Origin of the sequence: Bacillus smithii (assembly GCF_001050115.1) — a bacterium.
Taxonomy (GTDB): domain Bacteria; phylum Bacillota; class Bacilli; order Bacillales; family DSM-4216; genus Bacillus_O; species Bacillus_O smithii.
The window spans coordinates 1701407-1718942 of record NZ_CP012024.1; the positions used below are offsets into that span (position 1 = coordinate 1701407).

At 41.0% G+C, this 17536-nt stretch carries 13 protein-coding genes and 1 other annotated feature; of the genes, 2 read left to right on the forward strand and 11 right to left on the reverse strand.

All coding sequences use genetic code 11. From position 1 onward, the window contains the following. Nucleotides 1-34: 34 nt before the first annotated feature. From proB to BSM4216_RS08055, 7 genes are all read right to left on the reverse strand, one after another. Nucleotides 35-1159: a glutamate 5-kinase gene (gene proB / locus BSM4216_RS08025; protein WP_048623375.1), complete on the reverse strand. Its 1125-nt coding sequence runs from the start codon at nt 1157-1159 to the stop codon at nt 35-37. Between the two features lie 46 nt (nt 1160-1205). Further along, nucleotides 1206-1425, reverse strand: a binding site (T-box leader). Nucleotides 1426-1703: 278 nt separating this feature from the next. After that, nucleotides 1704-2816 carry an alanine dehydrogenase gene (gene ald, locus BSM4216_RS08030; RefSeq protein ID WP_048623376.1) on the reverse strand — a complete coding sequence of 371 codons (1113 nt, stop codon included), beginning with the start codon at nt 2814-2816 and terminating at the stop codon, nt 1704-1706. Between the two features lie 324 nt (nt 2817-3140). Then, nucleotides 3141-3320 carry a hypothetical protein gene (locus tag BSM4216_RS08035; protein ID WP_040340888.1) on the reverse strand — a complete coding sequence of 60 codons (180 nt, stop codon included), beginning with the start codon at nt 3318-3320 and terminating at the stop codon, nt 3141-3143. Between the two features lie 260 nt (nt 3321-3580). Beyond that, on the reverse strand, nt 3581-4168 hold the full coding sequence (locus BSM4216_RS08040; protein WP_082142290.1) for an SCO family protein: 588 nt from the start codon (nt 4166-4168) through the stop codon (nt 3581-3583). A gap of 299 nt (nt 4169-4467) precedes the next feature. Then, nucleotides 4468-6558, reverse strand: a complete 2091-nt coding sequence (locus BSM4216_RS08045) for a heavy metal translocating P-type ATPase (RefSeq protein WP_048623377.1) — start codon at nt 6556-6558, stop codon at nt 4468-4470. Between the two features lie 288 nt (nt 6559-6846). Next, nucleotides 6847-9978, reverse strand: a complete 3132-nt coding sequence (locus BSM4216_RS08050) for an AAA family ATPase (RefSeq protein ID WP_048623378.1) — start codon at nt 9976-9978, stop codon at nt 6847-6849. 2 nt (nt 9979-9980) lie between these two features. Continuing rightward, entirely contained in the window at nt 9981-11120 is a 1140-nt protein-coding gene (locus tag BSM4216_RS08055) for an exonuclease SbcCD subunit D (protein WP_048623379.1), read from the reverse strand. Between the two features lie 272 nt (nt 11121-11392). Here BSM4216_RS08055 and BSM4216_RS08060 point away from each other — a divergent pair, with 272 nt between their 5' ends. Continuing rightward, nucleotides 11393-11818, forward strand: a complete 426-nt coding sequence (locus tag BSM4216_RS08060) for a DUF2621 domain-containing protein (RefSeq protein ID WP_003352947.1) — start codon at nt 11393-11395, stop codon at nt 11816-11818. 100 nt (nt 11819-11918) lie between these two features. On the opposite strand, the gene BSM4216_RS08065 is transcribed toward BSM4216_RS08060, so the two are convergent. The 4 genes from BSM4216_RS08065 to BSM4216_RS08080 form a co-directional block, all read right to left on the reverse strand. Then, a complete protein-coding gene (locus BSM4216_RS08065; RefSeq protein WP_048623380.1) occupies nt 11919-12407 on the reverse strand; it encodes a CcdC family protein in 489 nt (162 codons plus the stop codon). Between the two features lie 331 nt (nt 12408-12738). After that, nucleotides 12739-14106, reverse strand: a complete 1368-nt coding sequence (locus BSM4216_RS08070) for an ISLre2 family transposase (RefSeq protein ID WP_003355652.1) — start codon at nt 14104-14106, stop codon at nt 12739-12741. 288 nt (nt 14107-14394) lie between these two features. After that, a complete protein-coding gene (locus BSM4216_RS08075) occupies nt 14395-15102 on the reverse strand; it encodes a cytochrome c biogenesis protein CcdA (RefSeq protein WP_048624450.1) in 708 nt (235 codons plus the stop codon). A 197-nt stretch (nt 15103-15299) separates the two neighbouring features. Continuing rightward, on the reverse strand, nt 15300-16211 hold the full coding sequence (locus BSM4216_RS08080) for a LysR substrate-binding domain-containing protein (protein WP_244877996.1): 912 nt from the start codon (nt 16209-16211) through the stop codon (nt 15300-15302). A 136-nt stretch (nt 16212-16347) separates the two neighbouring features. Between BSM4216_RS08080 and BSM4216_RS08085 the strand changes: the two genes are divergently transcribed. Then, a complete protein-coding gene (locus tag BSM4216_RS08085; protein WP_048623382.1) occupies nt 16348-17508 on the forward strand; it encodes an MFS transporter in 1161 nt (386 codons plus the stop codon). Nucleotides 17509-17536 lie beyond the last annotated feature (28 nt).

The window sequence follows — 17536 nt, forward strand, 5'->3', positions numbered from 1 at the left end:
CGTTCTCCTCCTCGCCCTTTTTTACCACACTTTTTCAACGTGATCGATTCGAATGAGCCAGAGACACCCAATTATCGCGGTGAATGACCTCACAATGATCGCGGTTATACTTTTGTTTGATTTCGTCGCTATGTTTTCCTTTTATTTCTTGCAATTCTGAGGAATCATAGTTCACTTGTCCTTTTCCAAGCACTTCACCGCGAGGGTTCACCACTTCAATCACATCGCCCGCGCGAAAGCTTCCGTTCACTGCCGTCACTCCGGCAGGCAATAGACTTTTCCCTTGATCCAAAAGAGCTTCAGCCGCTCCATGATCAATTTCGACTTGCCCTTTTACCAAAGAATGAATGGCAATCCATTGCTTATTTGCCGTCATTCCTTTTCGGGGAGTATAGCCGATATACGTCCCGTCTCCCTTGCCTTCTAATATATCCACTAGTTTGTTTTCTCCTGTTCCTGTACCGATAAATAAACTGACTCCGAGAGAAAGAGCTGTCTTCGCCGCATCGATTTTCGACTTCATTCCCCCGGTACCAAACTTAGATCCGGAAGAATCAGCTAAATCAAGAATCTCATCGGTAATGGCTGGCAAGTAGTAATATTTTTTGGCTGTTGGATCTTCGCGCGGATTTTTATCATATAATCCGTTAATGTCCGTCAAGATAATGAGAAAATCAGCATGTATCAAACCGCTGACTAGAGCAGACAACATATCATTGTCCCCAAAAGTCAACTCTTCAATGGAAACCGAATCATTTTCATTGATAATTGGCAAAACCGAGCGGTCGAGTAGTTCCGTCAATGTTTCATAAGCATTGCTGTACTGCTGTTTTCTGGAAAAATCACTTCTCGTTAACAGCATCTGGGCGGCCACCATGTGATATTTTTTGAATTCCTCTGTATAAGCCTGCATAAGCAGTCCTTGCCCGACAGCCGCCGCTGCTTGTTTTCCTTTTATTGAAACCGGCCGGGTGGGATAGTTCAACGCAGTAAAACCGGCTGCAACCGCACCGGACGAAATCAGCACCACTTCATGGCCTTGTTGTTTTAATTTTGCTAATGCCCTAACATGGTCCGCCAGTTTTTCCCGGCAAATACCGCCCATAGCGTTCGTTAATGAACTGCTTCCGATTTTCACCACAATCCGTTTTTTTCGCACGAGTTCTCCCTCCAATCCGCAAAAATCAAAAAGCCATTCTGTCCTTTAAAAGGACGGAATGGCTCGATTCCGCGGTACCACCTTTATTGGCAGGATCAAAATGATCAATGCCCGCTTTGAAACCTGTAACGAAGGTTAACGCTTGGTTTTATAACAAGAGCTCCCGGGTAGGTTCAACAGCCTCTAAGACGAGGAATCTTCCAGCCTGCGGATTCCACTCTCTATCGCCTGAGCATCTGTTTACTAGTCCCTTTCATCGCCGTTGACATTTGTTTTTTTAAAATTATGCACCACATTTAAACGGGCTGTCAAGAAGATCTTTTCTAATCATAATGAGGGCGCTAAAACCGATGATGATCAATGCAATTTTCCATAAAGTTTCTGTAAATCCTTAAAAAGTGAGGCAATCTTAGCAATTCTCCGTCTTTAATTCGGTTTTAACCAAGTTTACTACTTTATACGGATATGGCGGATCCGCATCCGGACTCACTCATTGCCATAAACTTGTCCTTTTCGTAAAACCGTTCATTCTCAGAACGGTAGATTAAAGCAAGTCATCTACAGAAACATATTTATAATTTAAATCGCGCGCTACGGACGCATAAGTCACTTGCCCTTTAAATGTATTCACTCCAGCCTTTAAAGCGGGATTGTCCAAAATTGCTTGTTTAAAACCTTTATTGGCCAATTGCAATGCGTAAGGGATCGTAACGTTCGTTAAGGCGATTGTCGAAGTTCGGGGAACAGCACCCGGCATATTGGCAACAGCGTAATGAACAACTCCAAATTTTTCATAAGTTGGATTGTCATGTGTCGTGACTCGATCCACTGTTTCAAAAATTCCACCTTGATCGACGGCGACATCGACCACTACCGCTCCGTTGGACATTTCCTTGACCATTTCTTCTGTGACAAGTTTTGGTGCTTTGGCTCCCGGAATAAGTACCGCTCCTATCACTAAATCAGATTCTTTTACAGATTCCGCAATATTATAAGAATTCGACATTAACGTTTGAATATTGCCGCCAAACATCACTTCCAATTCCCGTAAACGATCCGGATTCAAATCAATCACGGTTACATCCGCACCGAGACCTATCGCAATTTTTGCAGCATTCGATCCTACCATACCCCCGCCAATAATCGTGACTTTGCTTTTCTTGACTCCCGGAACTCCCCCAAGCAGCACTCCTTTTCCACCATATTGTTTTTCAAGAAACTGTGCTCCGATCTGCGCTGCCATCCGTCCAGCCACTTCGCTCATAGGAGAAAGAAGCGGCAAAGTCTTATTGACAGAGACCGTTTCATACGCAATTCCCGTTACGCCGCTTTTCACCAGTTCTTTTGTCAGTTTTGGTTCCGCAGCTAAATGAAGATATGTAAAAAGAAGCAAATCTTTTCGAAAATACTGATATTCACTTTCAACAGGTTCTTTGACTTTGAGAATGAGTTCGGAATTTTCCCAAACTTCGGATGCGTTTTTCTCGATATTTGCCCCTACATTTTTATATTCTTCATCAGTAAAGCCGCTTCCAAAACCGGCGTTTGTTTCAACCAACACTTTGTGGCCGGCTTTTACCAGTTGAAGAACACCCGCAGGAGTAATCGCCACTCGATTTTCATTGTTTTTGACTTCTTTTGGTACACCTATGATCATCATTACATCTCCCATCCGTTATTTTGTCATAATTCACGCTGTAGATGTGAACGATTGAAACGAAGGAAAAATGAACCTGAAAATACTTTTTCTGTAATTCAATAGTATCAATTGTAGAAAAAAGGTGCAAGCCAAGAAAAAAGCAGGCATTTCTGATAGGTACTTACTCAGAATCAGCCTGCGATACAAGATGGGATATTTATTCTCTATGCGTGGCATCCATTTACATGGGGATCTTCTAACGAAATGAACAAACAATGGGATAGATTTGAAAAGACAGGAAAATATCGCAGAACATGGGAAAAGGGATCTAGCAAACTGAATTTAATACTTTCTGGTGGAGCAGTTTGGACAAACATAAATATCTTCCGCATCCAAAACATCGCCGCGTTTCGTTTGTTCCAAGATTACAATTTGCTGACGAAGGTCTGCCCGTAAACCTTCCCAACCACAATCGCACTTAATGACGTTAAAAGATCCAAACTTATAAACACCATACTTCAATAAAACCACCCCTTTTAAATTTTTTGAAAAATTACTACAATTGTATTTTACTATATTTTCAGTAAATTGCCCATAACAAAATTGTGAATTCTCACCATTTACCTATAAAAAAACAGAAATTGCTGCCCATTTCCCCATTAAATGCGCCTTTTTCCACATTCATTTTTTGACCCCGCGAATACGATGATGAAAAGGCAGGTTGACGATCGCGATTCGTTCAAACGATAGTCTGCTTGTTTCAGAGCCGATATGCCTTTTTCCTACATTTTGTTTAACGTCTTTATATCCTTCACAATTTCATCAAAAGGAACGTCTTGATTTCCGCTATAACTTTTTACCACAGTCCCTTTCTTATCCACAAGATAAAAGCTAGTCCCATGCATGATTTGATCACTATTCGGTTGAGGAACAGCAATGGTTTTAAACGACTTTTCCGCTAATTTTTGAATTTCTTTTTGGTTATAACCTGTCAAAAGCTGCCAATGAGATTCATCCGCATCAAACTTATGAATATATTCTTTTAATTTTTGAGGAGTATCTTTTGTAGGATCCACACTGAAAGAGACAATCAAATAATCTTGAACACCTGCTTTTTTTAATTTTTTTTGCAGCTGCGTCAAATTATAGGTCATAGGAGGACAGACCGTTTTGCAGTTCGTAAAAATAAAATCTGCTATCCATACTTTCCCTTTTAAATCTTTTAAATTTACTTTTTGATTATTTTGGTTCACATAAGAAAAATTTTGTACCTTGTCATTCATGTTTCCTCTAAAATCATCATTGCTGCAGCCAGTCATAGTAAAGAAAAGAATGAAAAAAATAACGGCAAACTGTTTTTTGGTGTACAAATTGTATCCTCCTCTTTTAACACCATTTCGATATTTTATCCAAAAAATTCTGATAATGAAGCGCTTATTTTTCAATCTGTTTTTAGGCAAACATCTGCAGAAGCAATTTTCAATATCATGGATCTTTTCAATGCTGCTGGTTCTCTAAAACGATGATGCCTTTATGTGGAATGAATGAACCGGAAGGATCATTTTTTCGTGTTGTGTGGAGATAAAGTTCCGCGAAGCAGATCTTTCCATTGGATTTAAGTTATGTTTCTTACTTAATGTAACAGATGGGGGATCTAAAGGAATCCCCATCAGCTAATTTCCAGTTGTTTTTCTTTCTTTGTTTCCATTAAGATGCTTAAACTTATGAGGGTAATGATGATGGTAGCTCCCATGTCGGACATGATGGCGATCCACAGTGTCAGCCAGCCGGGAATCGTAAGCAGCAGTGCCACCAATTTTAAGCCGAGCGCCAATCCAATATTCAATTGAATGGTTCGATTGACTCTTTTGGAAATCGCAATCGCAGACGGCAACTTTCCGAGATGATCTTGCATTAAGACGACGTCTGCCGTTTCAATGGCGCTATCAGATCCCTTTCCCATCGCTATACCTAGATCTGCTGCTGCCAGAGCAGGAGCATCATTGATTCCGTCTCCAATCATAGCTGTTTTTTCATGTTTAGATAGTTCTTGGATCACGGCTAGTTTCTCGTCCGGCAAAAGCCCGGCGTAAACTTCTTGAATTCCAGTTTGTTTTGCGACTTTTTCTGCAGTTCCTTTATGGTCCCCTGTTAACATCACAACATGTTTGATGCCGGTTTGGTGCAGTTTGGAAACAAGAGTGTGACTTTCCGGACGAATTTGGTCGGTAACACCCATCATCCCAAATACTTTGGATTCATCAGAGACCATGACGATGGTATAACCATGTTTTTTCAAATCCGCAAGATCTTTTTGGATAGTTTCCGATAGCTGAAGGTGACCGGCGCTTTTTTCATTGCCGACAAAATAAGATTTTCCTGTTATGACCGCTTTCACGCCTTTTCCAGGCAGCGTAATGACTTGTTCAGGCTGTGCCTTTTGAGTTGTTTGTTTGCACGCCGCTTCGTAAACAGCTTTAGCTAAAGGGTGTCCAGATAATGATTCTACGGATGCCGCAATGAAGTAAAATTGGTCATCATATACTATTGTTTTTTCGACAACCGGTTTTCCTGCTGTCAATGTCCCCGTTTTATCCAATGCAATCGTTTTGATTTTACCTAGTTGTTCTAGAAACACGCCGCCTTTCATTAAAATTCCGTTTCGAGCATTTCTCGTAATCCCTGAGATTAATGCGATTGGAGAAGCCAACAAAAGAGCACATGGGCATCCTACAATTAAGACGGCTAATCCTTGATATAGCGAGAATTTCCATTCCCAATTCAAAAAGAGGGGAGGAAAAAGGATCACGAACAAAGAAATGAGCAAAATCAGCGGAGTATAATATTGAGCAAAACGATCCATAAATGTTTCAATCGGCGTTTTCTTAGACTGAGCCTCTTCTACTAAACGGAGGATTTTCGCTATAGAGGAATCGTTATATAACTTAGTCACTTTTACTTTTAATACGCCCTCGTTGTTGATGCTTCCTCCAAATACTGGGTCGTTTGTTGATTTTTCAATTGGCAGAGACTCTCCTGTAAGAGCAGCTTCATTCACCGAGCTTTTTCCTTCAATGACCACTCCATCGGAAGGAATCTTTTCTCCCGATTTCACCAAAACGATATCTCCAATCTTCAGTTGATCGATCGGGATCACCCGTTCTTCTCCGTTCACCAACAATACGGCTTCTTTTGGAGCGGCACGCAGCAGCGATTCCATGGAGCGGCGTGCCTTTTCCATTCCCAGCCCTTCCAAATATTCATTTAATCCGAATAAAATGGCGACAAATGCAGCTTCTTTCCACTGACCAATACAAAAGGCACCGATCAAGGCAATGGTCATGAGAGTATTCATGTTAAATTTGAAATGGAATAAATTTTTCATCCCTTTTATAAACGTCTCATGTCCACTAACGGCAGCTGCGGCTAAATAAAACAGTACAGGCATGTAGCTGGGAGATTTGTTTTCTGCTAACAACGCCAAAACATACAGGACAGTTGAAATAAAAAGGAGAAGCTTCCAATTAGAATCGCTGTCCTGATGATCATGTTCTTTTTCTTTATCATTTTGAACGATGGAAGCCCCATCTGAGGCCAAAATTTTTTCCACTTTGGATATATCGATTTGGTCCGATATCTGTAGTTTTCCAGTAAGATATAAAATTTTTGCATCTTCCCCATGGGGGAGTTTTTGAATTTCTTCTTCCAATTCTTGTGCACAGTTGGCGCAAGAAAGGCCCTTTATTCGGTACTCCGCCATTATGCGGCACCCCCATCTATTCGTTCCAAATTTTTCTTTTATTTTAGCATACCATGATATGCTCATATAGAATGATATGCTTCTATCTTAAAATCATTTTTTAAACTTTCTCCTGATCAAAATGGGTTGAATGCATACTAATCGAAACGTAACACAGCGAATCAAACTCGGTTATTTTGAATGGATGAACGGTGTTGATCCATTCATTCTAAACAGGAATGATCGTTCTATCAATGGAGCCTTACTGAAAAGAACTTCAATTCAACAGCAAGGCTCTTTTTGGAGATTTTAATAGAAAATATGAAACTTTGTATGACTTCCGTTTTGTGTTGAAATCACTTCTAATCTTGCATCGATTCGTTCTTTTAATTCAGGCACATGGGAAATAATTCCAACCAGACGTCCACTGTCTTGAATATCCATCAAAGCTTCGATCGCTTGATCTAAAGATTCAGGATCCAGTGTTCCAAATCCTTCGTCAATAAACATCGTTTCAAGAGAAATTCCGCCGGCATAGCTTTGAACAACATCCGCCATGCCTAATGCAAGTGATAAAGACGCTTTAAAACTTTCACCGCCTGATAGCGTCTTTACATGGCGCGTCTGCCCTGTATATTGATCGTAAATCAATAATTCCAATCCACTTTGGACATTGCCTTTTGATCGCTCTCTTTTCCGCAGCATCCGGTACCTTCCACCCGTCATTTTTGCCAGTCTTTCATTGGCTGACAGCAAAATATCATCAAGAAATGCAGCTAATACATACCGTTCAAATGTGAGCCTGTGCGGATTTTGTCCCTTTGTTATTTCATAAAGATGGCCAAATGTTTTATATTGTTCTTCCAGTTGCTCCAGTTCTTTGTTAATGTCCGTCACGTTTTGATAAATCATCTCATTATTTTGGATCGTTAAAAGAGTGGAAGTTCTTTTTTCATCCAGTTGGGCTAGTTCTTCCATTATTTCGTTTAATTTTTGATTGAAACGATTCAAATCGGGAATTTGGATACCTGCTAACACTCGTTCAAGTTCGTCCATACGAGAAGAGACATAGCGATATCGTTCCCAAAATTCCTGGATGGTATTTTCCAGCATTTTGATTTCCTTTTCTGTTCGTTTGGCCTTTTCGTAATGCCGATAATCGGGAAATCCTTCTTCTTTCAGCATCTGTTTAAATGTATTTCTTTCCAAGTCCATCTGTTTCGTTTTTTCTAATAATGTATTGGTAACTTCCTCCACACGGGATTGTAATTTTACCATACTCATGTTCAGTTCTTGATATCGTTTTTGAGCCTCGTCATAAGACTTTTGCAAAGATTCCTGATACTGGATCCGCTTTTGCAAAGCTTTTTGAAACGACGACTTTGAACGCAAATTCTCTGGTATTTGTGTGTTCATTCGTTCAATATTGGCTCGTTTCATCATCATTTGCTTTTCGATTTCATCTACAGTTTCCAAGCATTTTTCCAGAGCATTTTCCACTTGTTGTTTTTCGACTGTCAATTGCTCCGCTTCGGTTTTCAGCTCTTGTTCTTTTCGTAGAGCTTTTTTATCCTCCTGCTGCCGAAGTTTCAACTCTTGCAAACTAGATTGCTGCGAACGGATATCGGATGATAAAGACTCCTCCGAGAAATTCGGAAAAAGGTTTTCTAGTTCCTTTTGAATTTCTTCTTTTGAGTTTTCGATCGTTTTCATTTCGAGTTGTAGTTGAAAGAATCTTCTTTCCGCTTCTTGTTTGCGCCGTTCTACCTCGGCAGCCTTTTCTTTCGCGGAGTTTAGATCTTCTTCGGAAGGTAATTCCTGTTTATATTGCGCCGGAGCAGGGTGGTGAACAGAACCGCAAACAGGGCAAGGCTCATGTTCTTGCAGTTTTTGAGCCAATATTCCCGCTTGTCCATCAAACCACTCTTTTTCTAAATGCCGAACGGTCGCTTTTGCATCGAGAAGCGCTCTTTCGGTTGCCTGAAGCTGCTCATTAGCCACCGCTAATGCTGAAAGGATACGCTCTTTTCGATGTTGTTCATCTTGATATTTTAACAGCCGATTGACAATCCTTTCTGTTTTTTCGATCAAACGTTCACGCTGTAATAGGGCTAATTTCGTTTGTTCGAGTTCACTCAGCAAAGTATTTTTTTGTTCTAACCTTTCTTCGATTTTTTCCAATTGATCTGAATAGGTTTGTTTCTCTTGTTGCAGCTCTTTCCATTGGGCCTCCATCTTATCGAGAGCAATCGTTTCTTCTTCATACGATTGGATATCGTTTTCAAGGGCTTTTAAACGACTCACTGCTTCTACCGCTCTTTTTCTCTCTTCTTCTTTCGCTTGTTCTTCTTCCCAATTCTTTTGAGCTGCTGCCAGCTGAGGCTCTATTTCCGATAGTTGGTTCTGAAATATTTGTTTTCGCTTTTCAAATTCTTGAATTTCAGCATGCAAGCGTCGACACTGATTTTCTTGTTGATCCAGTTTGGCCGCTTTTTTCGCTCTTTCGACTTCCAATTGCTGTTTTTCCACTTCTTCGATTTGACGTTCAAGCTTTGTTTTTTCTTCTTCCAACTGGCGCTTTAAAGTAAATTGATCAAGGATCGCTTTTCCTTGCGTGATTTGTTCTTTCAGCTGATCACGTTGCACTTGCTTTTCCGAAATTTCACTTTTAATCGACTCATATTGGCTTCTCCACTCTTTTAACTCCGATGAAAGCAGTTCTAATATGCGTTGTGGATCCACTATTTCCTGATGAAGTGCTTCAAGAAGTTCGCTGTTTTGAGTGCGAATGCTTTTTAACAGCCGTTCTTGTTCCTGTTTTCTCTGCTGAACGATTGATTTTAGCTGGTCCGCTTCTTCTTTTAATTTTTCTTCAATTTTTTTATACAGTTCTGTATGAAACAATTTCTGCAAAATCGCTTCTTTCTCTTTGCTGTCCGAAACAAGCAGCTTGCGAAATTCTCCTTGGGGAATCATCAAAATTTGTCGAAACTGATGGGCATCCAGCTGGATTAATTCTTTGATCTTCTCCTCCGTTTCCCGAACATTGGAAGCAATGATTTGTTTCTCCCCTTGATCTGTTATACGGTAAAGCTCTGCCTTAGCATTTACTGTCGTCATACCGTCTCCTCTTGCTTTCTTCTTTTCTTGCTGAGGCGATCGGACAATGTAATAAGTTTGTCCACGCAGCGAAAACAATAAAGAAACTTCCGTCAAAGTCTCTGGATCGGCAAAATGGCTGCGAAGATCGGTTCCGCTCCGATCTTCTCCGCTCGCCTTTCCATAAATAGCAAAACAAATGCCGTCAAAAATCGTTGTTTTCCCTGCTCCTGTTTTCCCGGTTATCACAAACATGGTTCTGTTTCCTAATTTCGTGAAATCAATCACTTCTTTTCCCGCGTACGGTCCAAACGCTTGTAAAGTGAGCCGAAGAGGCCTCATGGTCACAGCACCTCCTTTTTGACGCTTTCTATGATGGTTTTCATTATGGATCTTTTCTCATCTGTAAACGGTCTAGTAGTCATCTGTTCATAAAAGCGCTGAAACAACTCTAATTCTGATACTTCTTTTTCTTTCATAATAAAATATTGTTCTTTCCTTCTTTCGTCCAAAAAATCTACTTTTCTCTCTAAATGGAGAACATTAGGATATATTTTTCGCAATTTCCCAATTGGGTCAATTAATGCTCCTTCATCCAACAGGGTAATTTTTAAGAAATCATCCGTTTTTTGCTGTTGATAAAAAGCAGGATCAAGCAGTTCATCGAGATATCCTTCCAATTCTCTTAAATCGAATTTTGGAGTCAGTTTTTCTTCTCTGATCTCAAACTGTCCGTTGTCATCCAATTCGATGATCGTTACACTTTTCTTTTGATTCGCTTCTGAAAACGAATATTTCAACAATGAACCAGAATAACGAATGGTTGGATGAGAAAGAGCGTTTGGACTGTGCAAATGTCCAAGAGCGGTATAATGGAACGGAGAAAATACATCTGCAGAAATACAACCAGAGCCACCGACAGCTAACGTCCTTTCTGAGTCCGTCGTTTTTCCTCCAAGAACGAAAGCATGACCTATTAAAATATTGATCTCATTCGGATTTAATTGTTTTTCAATTTCTCCGATGATCGCTTTCATGGCATCTTCATGCGTATGTATCGAATCATCACCCAATAATTCCCTCACGATTCCAGGTTCGCTGTAAGGAATTAAATAAAAATTAACCCCTTCTATCCGAACAGGCGTAAAATCCGTTGTGAGTTTTCCCTTTAAATAAAACTGACTGCGCCGGAACCAAGATGAACCAAACGAAAGACGTTCGGCGCTGTCATGATTACCGGAAATAGCGAGTACCGGCACTTTTAATTCAACATTGAGTTGGTATAACACTTCGTTTAACAGTTCGACCGCCTCTGTCGGTGGAACGGATCGGTCATATAAATCGCCAGCGATCAATACGGCATCCGGCTGTTCTCTTTCTACTAATTGAACAAATTGCCTTAACACTTCTCTCTGCTGTTCTGTCATATAAATTCCGTGAACAAGTTTTCCTAAGTGCCAATCGGCAGTATGAATCAATTTCATGATATCGATCACCTTTTCCTCGTTATAACTCCAAAGAAATAAAAACGTCCGCTCTTAATTGTGTTTGATAGCGGGTAAAAATGTTTCTTTCTCACAGTCGTTTTTGCCTCTAATATTCATACGAGTTTCATTGATTTCATTATAACAAAATTTCTTTCCGCCATTCTCTCAGAAGGAGTGAACGAACTCTCTTAATGGTGGAGAAAAGTTGTAGTTTTTCCATTCTTTGTCTATAATGATATCAATCAATGTTCGAATGACGGAGGTAGTCTATGCTTGTCGGCTGGTTTTCTTATTTTATTTTGCTGTGGGGAATCTTTTTGATTATAACCATTTCCATCGGCGGTTTTTTCATGTTTCGCAAATTTTTGAAACGGCTTCCGAAAGCGGACGGTAAATCCGACATGGACTGGGAAGAATATTATGTAGAGAAGACACGCCATTTATGGGATGACACCCATAAAGCCATTTTGGAAGAGCTTGTCAGTCCGGTTCCTGAACTGTTTCGAGATGTCGCCCGTCATAAAATTGCCGGCAAAATCGGAGAACTTGCTTTAAATGAACAAGCCGAACGGATGAACATGGACTTAATTATTCGGGGTTATATCATGGCCACTCCAAAAAGAGATCACAAATTTTTAAGAAAAAAGCTGACGGCAATGAATGTGGATTTATCAAAGTACGAACATTTCTTTTGAACATAGAGGAAAGGCTGGCTCTATCAGGATTGAATCCTATGAGCCAGCCTCTTTTTTGTATAAACTTTAACAGAAAAATTCATCGAACAAAATTCTCTTTTTACAGGCTATTCGTTTGAATGGGGCCATCGTTTAATTGATTCAGCATCTTTTTATACTGAATGTACATCGCAATTCTCCAAGGAACAATCATCGAAAATGCCAGCAAGAAGAACATTCCGCTCAGCTGACCTACATGAATAGTAGTACTTAAAATGGCTTTTACGATCAATCGAACAATTAAAAGCGTCACTAAAATATAAACGAAAGCTTTTGATCGTTTTAAATAAATTTCATTATCACGAATTTCAAATCTCGACGTTTTAATTAAAATAATGGAACAAAGCATTCCAAGCATAATGGATTCCATCATTTCCATTGGTGTTATCCGAAATTGCGGAAACAAATACATCAAACTGCCAGTGCTCATAAAAATCGGCGGCAAAATGATTTTCTTAACGGATGTTGGCTTTTTAGCTGCTTTTAATCGAATCATGATGACGGAAACACCCATCACTACAGCAAAGATAGATGAAGCGATTAACCACATCTGAATCACCTTTTTTCAAATTTTTAAAACGTTTTTTTCGTACAAACTATATGAACAATGATCGGTTTTGATTCACACGCTCCATTTCTTTCAGTTTGTCGATAAGAAATTTTTTTATGAATGTAGATTTGCACGAACTATTATATAACATTTTGATGATGAAAACAAAAAATTACCTTATTTTGAGTCAGTCAAGACTTTGTGGGAATTTTTTTGGTTCGCTGAAAATAGATGTAAGTCATAGGTTAGCGAACCATTTTTTTGAATTTCATCCGTAAGCGCTTTCGGACTCTCATCCCTTGCCATGACAGACGAATATGTATACCTTTTTTTACCATCCCTTGAATTCAGACAGGGCATGATAGATCGGAGTCCCGGACGATTGCTGTAAATATGGCACGTTATTCCGCGTTACCTCTGGAAGAAGACGGCGGATGCGTTGTTTCGCCTTGTTCACGATCGTCTGTTTGGTAGATGCCGTTTCCTCCGCCGGATGCGACGATTCTTCTCCTAAACGATGTCCGAAAAGACGAATCCCATCCATCCGGGCAATCATTGCCTTGAAAAACGCCCTGAGTCCCTTGTCTGTCCAACTGCGGCGGTATTTCACCCGATACGCCAGCTGGCTCATCACGCTTTCAGCCCTCCCCATCGGATACATGCCCGTTGTGTCCACTCCTTGCTCCTTCAGCCATTCCCGGTAATCACGGATGCATCCCGGCATCGATTCGATCCGGTGGATCAAGGCAGCCAGCTGTTGTTCTTTCGCTTCGTCCCCCAGCGTGCCGAGGGCGCTGTTCAGTTCCACAAGCAGCTTCTCTTCATCCTGCTTCGCCAGCTTTTGCCGAATCGCCTGCCACCGTGGATGGCCCGAGAGGCATTGGCGCAACTCACGCGCCACGTGGAATCGATCCAATTGGAAGCAGACCCGTCCTTTGAAATACTCCCGGCACGCGGTAATCCATGGAGCGCCGTCCCCGTTGATGACAAGAAGATCCCGACACGGATCATAGGCATATTCGTTCATCAAAAATTCCTCGAAGCCTTCCCACACCTCCCCCTTGCCTTCATGGACGTAATGGCGCTGATTCACGAATTCGATCCGTGAGCCGTTGCGCTTCCATCCTTCGTGAACGGTCAGGATTTTGTCTTCCTTGGCCCGTTTTCCCTTCCCTTGGAGAGAGACAAACAGTCCATCGGCCTCCACAAACAGCACCCGTCCATATCGCTGGTCAACCGGGCAGTGCAGCGGAACTTCAGCCTCGAGCACCAACTGGCGGATCGTCTCATGGCTCATCACCGGATACCCGACCATCTGGGCAAGCGTATGAGCCGCTTTGCGATAGGAAGAGCACTCCACAGCCAATCCCATCGCCGTTTCTTCTAGACAAGGGCTGATTGACTGCGATCCATCAAACGCTAAAAAGGAATCAAGCAAAAACGTGTAACGGTTTTGTTCTCGGTCTAAATAGTAGTTTCGCTCAAAGGTAACTTCGCCAAACAAGGTTTGAATCGTGGTGCGTCGTTTGTCTTTCAAGTGGTACCGGCGCTTGTCCCGGGTTTCCGCCAATTGTCGGTCGATGTCCTCCAACAGAGCCGTAAACAGCTCGGTGAAGGCGTTTTGCAAGGCTCGAAACAAATCAAGTTCGATCTCTTTCCATGTCAACGAATTTGTGGTAAGATGTTGTTGAATATTCATGGGACTCTCTCCTCCTGTTTGATGGTGTGAACAATGATCATCTTACCAGGGAGAGAGTCCTTTTTTCATGTTTCCTGCTTGGGATCCTACCGCACTTTGCTTGGTGGCCCCGATGAGGGGGATTGCGAACCTACGTTCCCAACCCCCTCATCGGGGAATTCTAAGAATTTCTCCCACAAACATTTTACTCACACCCTTATTTTTCAATTCATTCTTTTTTAATACCTCTTTTCAAGAACGATGAATCGTTTTCGAAATGATATTTATTAAAACGGCACCATTTTTTGGCTAAAATCCTTGAAACGTACCAAATAGCTGATTAAACACCATGATGATTTTCGTCAACCAGTCAAAAAACAAGAGCACTCCCATCAAAATCATCAAATATCCACCCACTTTGACGATCCATCCACTATGTGTCCGCATCCATTTCAATCTGCCGATAAAGAATGACAAAATAAAAAACGGAATAGCGAAACCAAGCGTATAGGCAGACATATAAAGGAATCCAGATTCCGGATTGGAGGCTGCTAAAGCGATGACAGACATTAAAATGGGGCCCGTACATGGCGTCCAGCCGGCGGCAAAGGCCATCCCTATCAAGATGGAGCCTAAGTAGCCAGAAGGCCGGTTTTTAAATTGAAAGCGCCGCTCCTTCATGAAAAATTCGGGTTTCAATAGGCCGGCTACGATCAAACCAAAAAAAATAATGCATAAAGCGCCAATTTGTCGGATGAGATCTTGATAGTTGCGAAAAAAGGATCCAACAAAGGAAGTGGCAAATCCAAGTGAAATAAAAATAGCAGAAAATCCGACTAAAAAAAAGAAAGTATGGAGCAAACTTCTCTTTTGCAACATAGCGTTTTCTGTTTTTAACTCATTGACACTCATTCCTGTTATATAGGATAAAAAAGCAGGATATAAAGGCAGACAGCAGGGAGAAATAAAACTTAAAAACCCCGCTCCAAAAGCCAGCAGCCCATTTACATCGGTCAATCGTTCCACTCCCTTTCTTTCGTTCTTCCATTTTAGCAGAGACGCAGACGAAATTTCCGCCTGAAAATTTGAACATTTTGTGGCAAGCTGATCGAGTTTCAAGAAACTATTAAGAAAACTCTTCGCATCCTAACATCCATTCTTTTCTTTCTTCCGGATTATATCATCAGCAAAATGTTTGCTTAAACAAAAAGAAATTATTCACTATCATACTGATTCATAAGCGGGATGATAGATTTCTTCACTAGTTCAATAAAGGCACGTACTGTCGGGGATAGATTGCCGCTTTTCCAAGCAAGAGCGGTCGTAGTATATGGATGATTCCGAATGTTACGATAAATGACTTTATTTTTAAAAATGCTTTGTATGGAAGCTGGTACAAGAGCAACGCCCATTCCCGATGAAACAAGCGATAGAACCGTAGATAATTCTTTTGTTTCTTGCACTACCTTTGGACTAAATCCTGCCTGATAACATAATTTTATCAATGTATCATAATGTCTCTGATTTGCCTTTCTTCCCGTCACTATGAATGGATCATTGGATAAATCGTTAAGATTGATCGAAGATGTTTCGCGTGCTAGTGGATGATCCTTTGGTAAAGCGATCACCATAGGCTCTTGTCGAATGACTTCAAAAAGTACGTTGTCATTTTCAATAGGATGACATAGTATGCCCACATCAATACGTCCTTCGTGTAAAGCTTTCACTTGTTCTTCTGTCGTTAACTGTTGTAAATCAATATGAATATTAGGGTATTTTTTTCGATAATGCTGAATAATGGCTGGAAGAATATCATAGGATGCGGATGAGATGAAACCGATTGCTATTTCTCCGATCTCACCACGGTTCACCATTCTGACTGTTTCAATTGCGTCCTCTAAATTCTTCAAAATCAGATAAACTTTTTCTAAAAACACCTGCCCTTCTTTTGTTAACTCTACCTTCCTTTTCGTTCGATGGAAAAGCGGCACTCCTATTTCTTCTTCTAATTGGCGAATTTGAGAACTTAGCGGGGGCTGTGCCATATTTAAACGAGCAGCAGCTTTTCCAAAATGTAATTCTTCAGCAACTGTTACGAAATATTTTAAATGTCGTAGTTCCAACACTTTCCTCTCCTTATTAATACTTATTATGTATTAATGTATCCTTAAATATATATTAGACGTATAAAAATGATTCTTGTAAAGTGAAATTACGAAGGTTCCATTCAAAAAGAATGATTCAATGAAAATGGAGGTTAGTATGCGACAAATTCTTCTCCTCACAATAGGTATGTTCACTCTTGGATTTGACGCCTATGTAATAGCTGGTTTGTTGCCGGATATCGGGAAAACGCTTAGAATAAGCGCATCACAAACGGGACAAGCGGTAAGTGTCTTCACACTTTGTTATGCATTAGCTGCACCCATTTTTGCAACATTGTTGTCCGGAAAATCAATACGCAGAATCTTAGTATGGGCACTAGCAGTTTTCTCATTAGGAAATGGGGCTAGTGCAATAGCTTCGAGTTTCTCCATGCTGCTTATAGCTCGTGCAGTTGCAGGAATTGGAGCTGGTCTTTATTCCCCTTTGGCCGCAACTGCTGCTGCTTCCCTCGTTTCCAAAAAGAAACGCGGTCGAGCTCTGGGTATGATGCTAGGCGGCATGAGCACAGGAACCGTTGTAGGAGTTCCGCTTGGATTGATCATTGCTGAACATCTCGATTGGCATGCAACTCTTTGGTTTATTACTGTTTTAGGTCTTGTTGCCATGTTTGGAATCATGATATGGTTTCCAAGTTTTCCAGCTTCGTCTCCACCATCACTTCGTCAACGTGTTGCCATGATAGCAAATGGACGGAATGCGGCAATTATTAGTATCACTTTTTTGACCAGCACTGCCAGCTTAGGTCTCTACACGTATACTGCATCCATATTGCAAAATGTGGCAGACATTCAATTCATCACACCCTATCTTTGGGCATGGGGGATCGGCGGCGTTGTTGGGATCTTTTCCATTGGTGCTCTAATCGATCGAACAGGACGGCCAGACATACTTATGATCTGTATTCTAGCCACTATGGCTTTCGCCATGTTCAGTCTGCCATTTGGTCTGAAACTTCCTTCACTTTCTTACCTTTCTTTCATTCTCTGGGGAGCGATGGGGTGGGCTTCACAATCGCCACAGCAACATGCATTACTTCAATTGCATCCGAATCATGGTGCCGCTTCTGTTGCATTAAATAGTTCCGCCAATTATTTAGGTAGCGCTGTAGGTTCCGCTCTTTTTGGATTTGCAATGCTAGCAGGATTGACTCCTTCTCAACTTCCGTTTGCTGCCGGTTGTCTTGTGTTAGTCGCTTTACTAGGGCAATGGGGAATTATATCAAGTAATAAAAAATATAGGAAATATGCGAAAAGATAGAATAACCACCTGGATTTGTAACAAATAT

Excerpts from the sequence above, each read along its gene's own strand:
- ald (WP_048623376.1), bottom strand. The coding sequence starts at position 2,816 with ATGATCATAGGTGTACCAAAAGAAGTCAAAAACAATGAAAATCGAGTG.
- BSM4216_RS08045 (WP_048623377.1), bottom strand. The coding sequence starts at position 6,558 with ATGGCGGAGTACCGAATAAAGGGCCTTTCTTGCGCCAACTGTGCACAA.
- BSM4216_RS08050 (WP_048623378.1), bottom strand. The coding sequence starts at position 9,978 with ATGAGGCCTCTTCGGCTCACTTTACAAGCGTTTGGACCGTACGCGGGA.
- BSM4216_RS08055 (WP_048623379.1), bottom strand. The coding sequence starts at position 11,120 with ATGAAATTGATTCATACTGCCGATTGGCACTTAGGAAAACTTGTTCAC.
- BSM4216_RS08060 (WP_003352947.1), top strand. The coding sequence starts at position 11,393 with ATGCTTGTCGGCTGGTTTTCTTATTTTATTTTGCTGTGGGGAATCTTT.
- BSM4216_RS08065 (WP_048623380.1), bottom strand. The coding sequence starts at position 12,407 with ATGTGGTTAATCGCTTCATCTATCTTTGCTGTAGTGATGGGTGTTTCC.
- BSM4216_RS08070 (WP_003355652.1), bottom strand. The coding sequence starts at position 14,106 with ATGAATATTCAACAACATCTTACCACAAATTCGTTGACATGGAAAGAG.
- BSM4216_RS08085 (WP_048623382.1), top strand. The coding sequence starts at position 16,348 with ATGCGACAAATTCTTCTCCTCACAATAGGTATGTTCACTCTTGGATTT.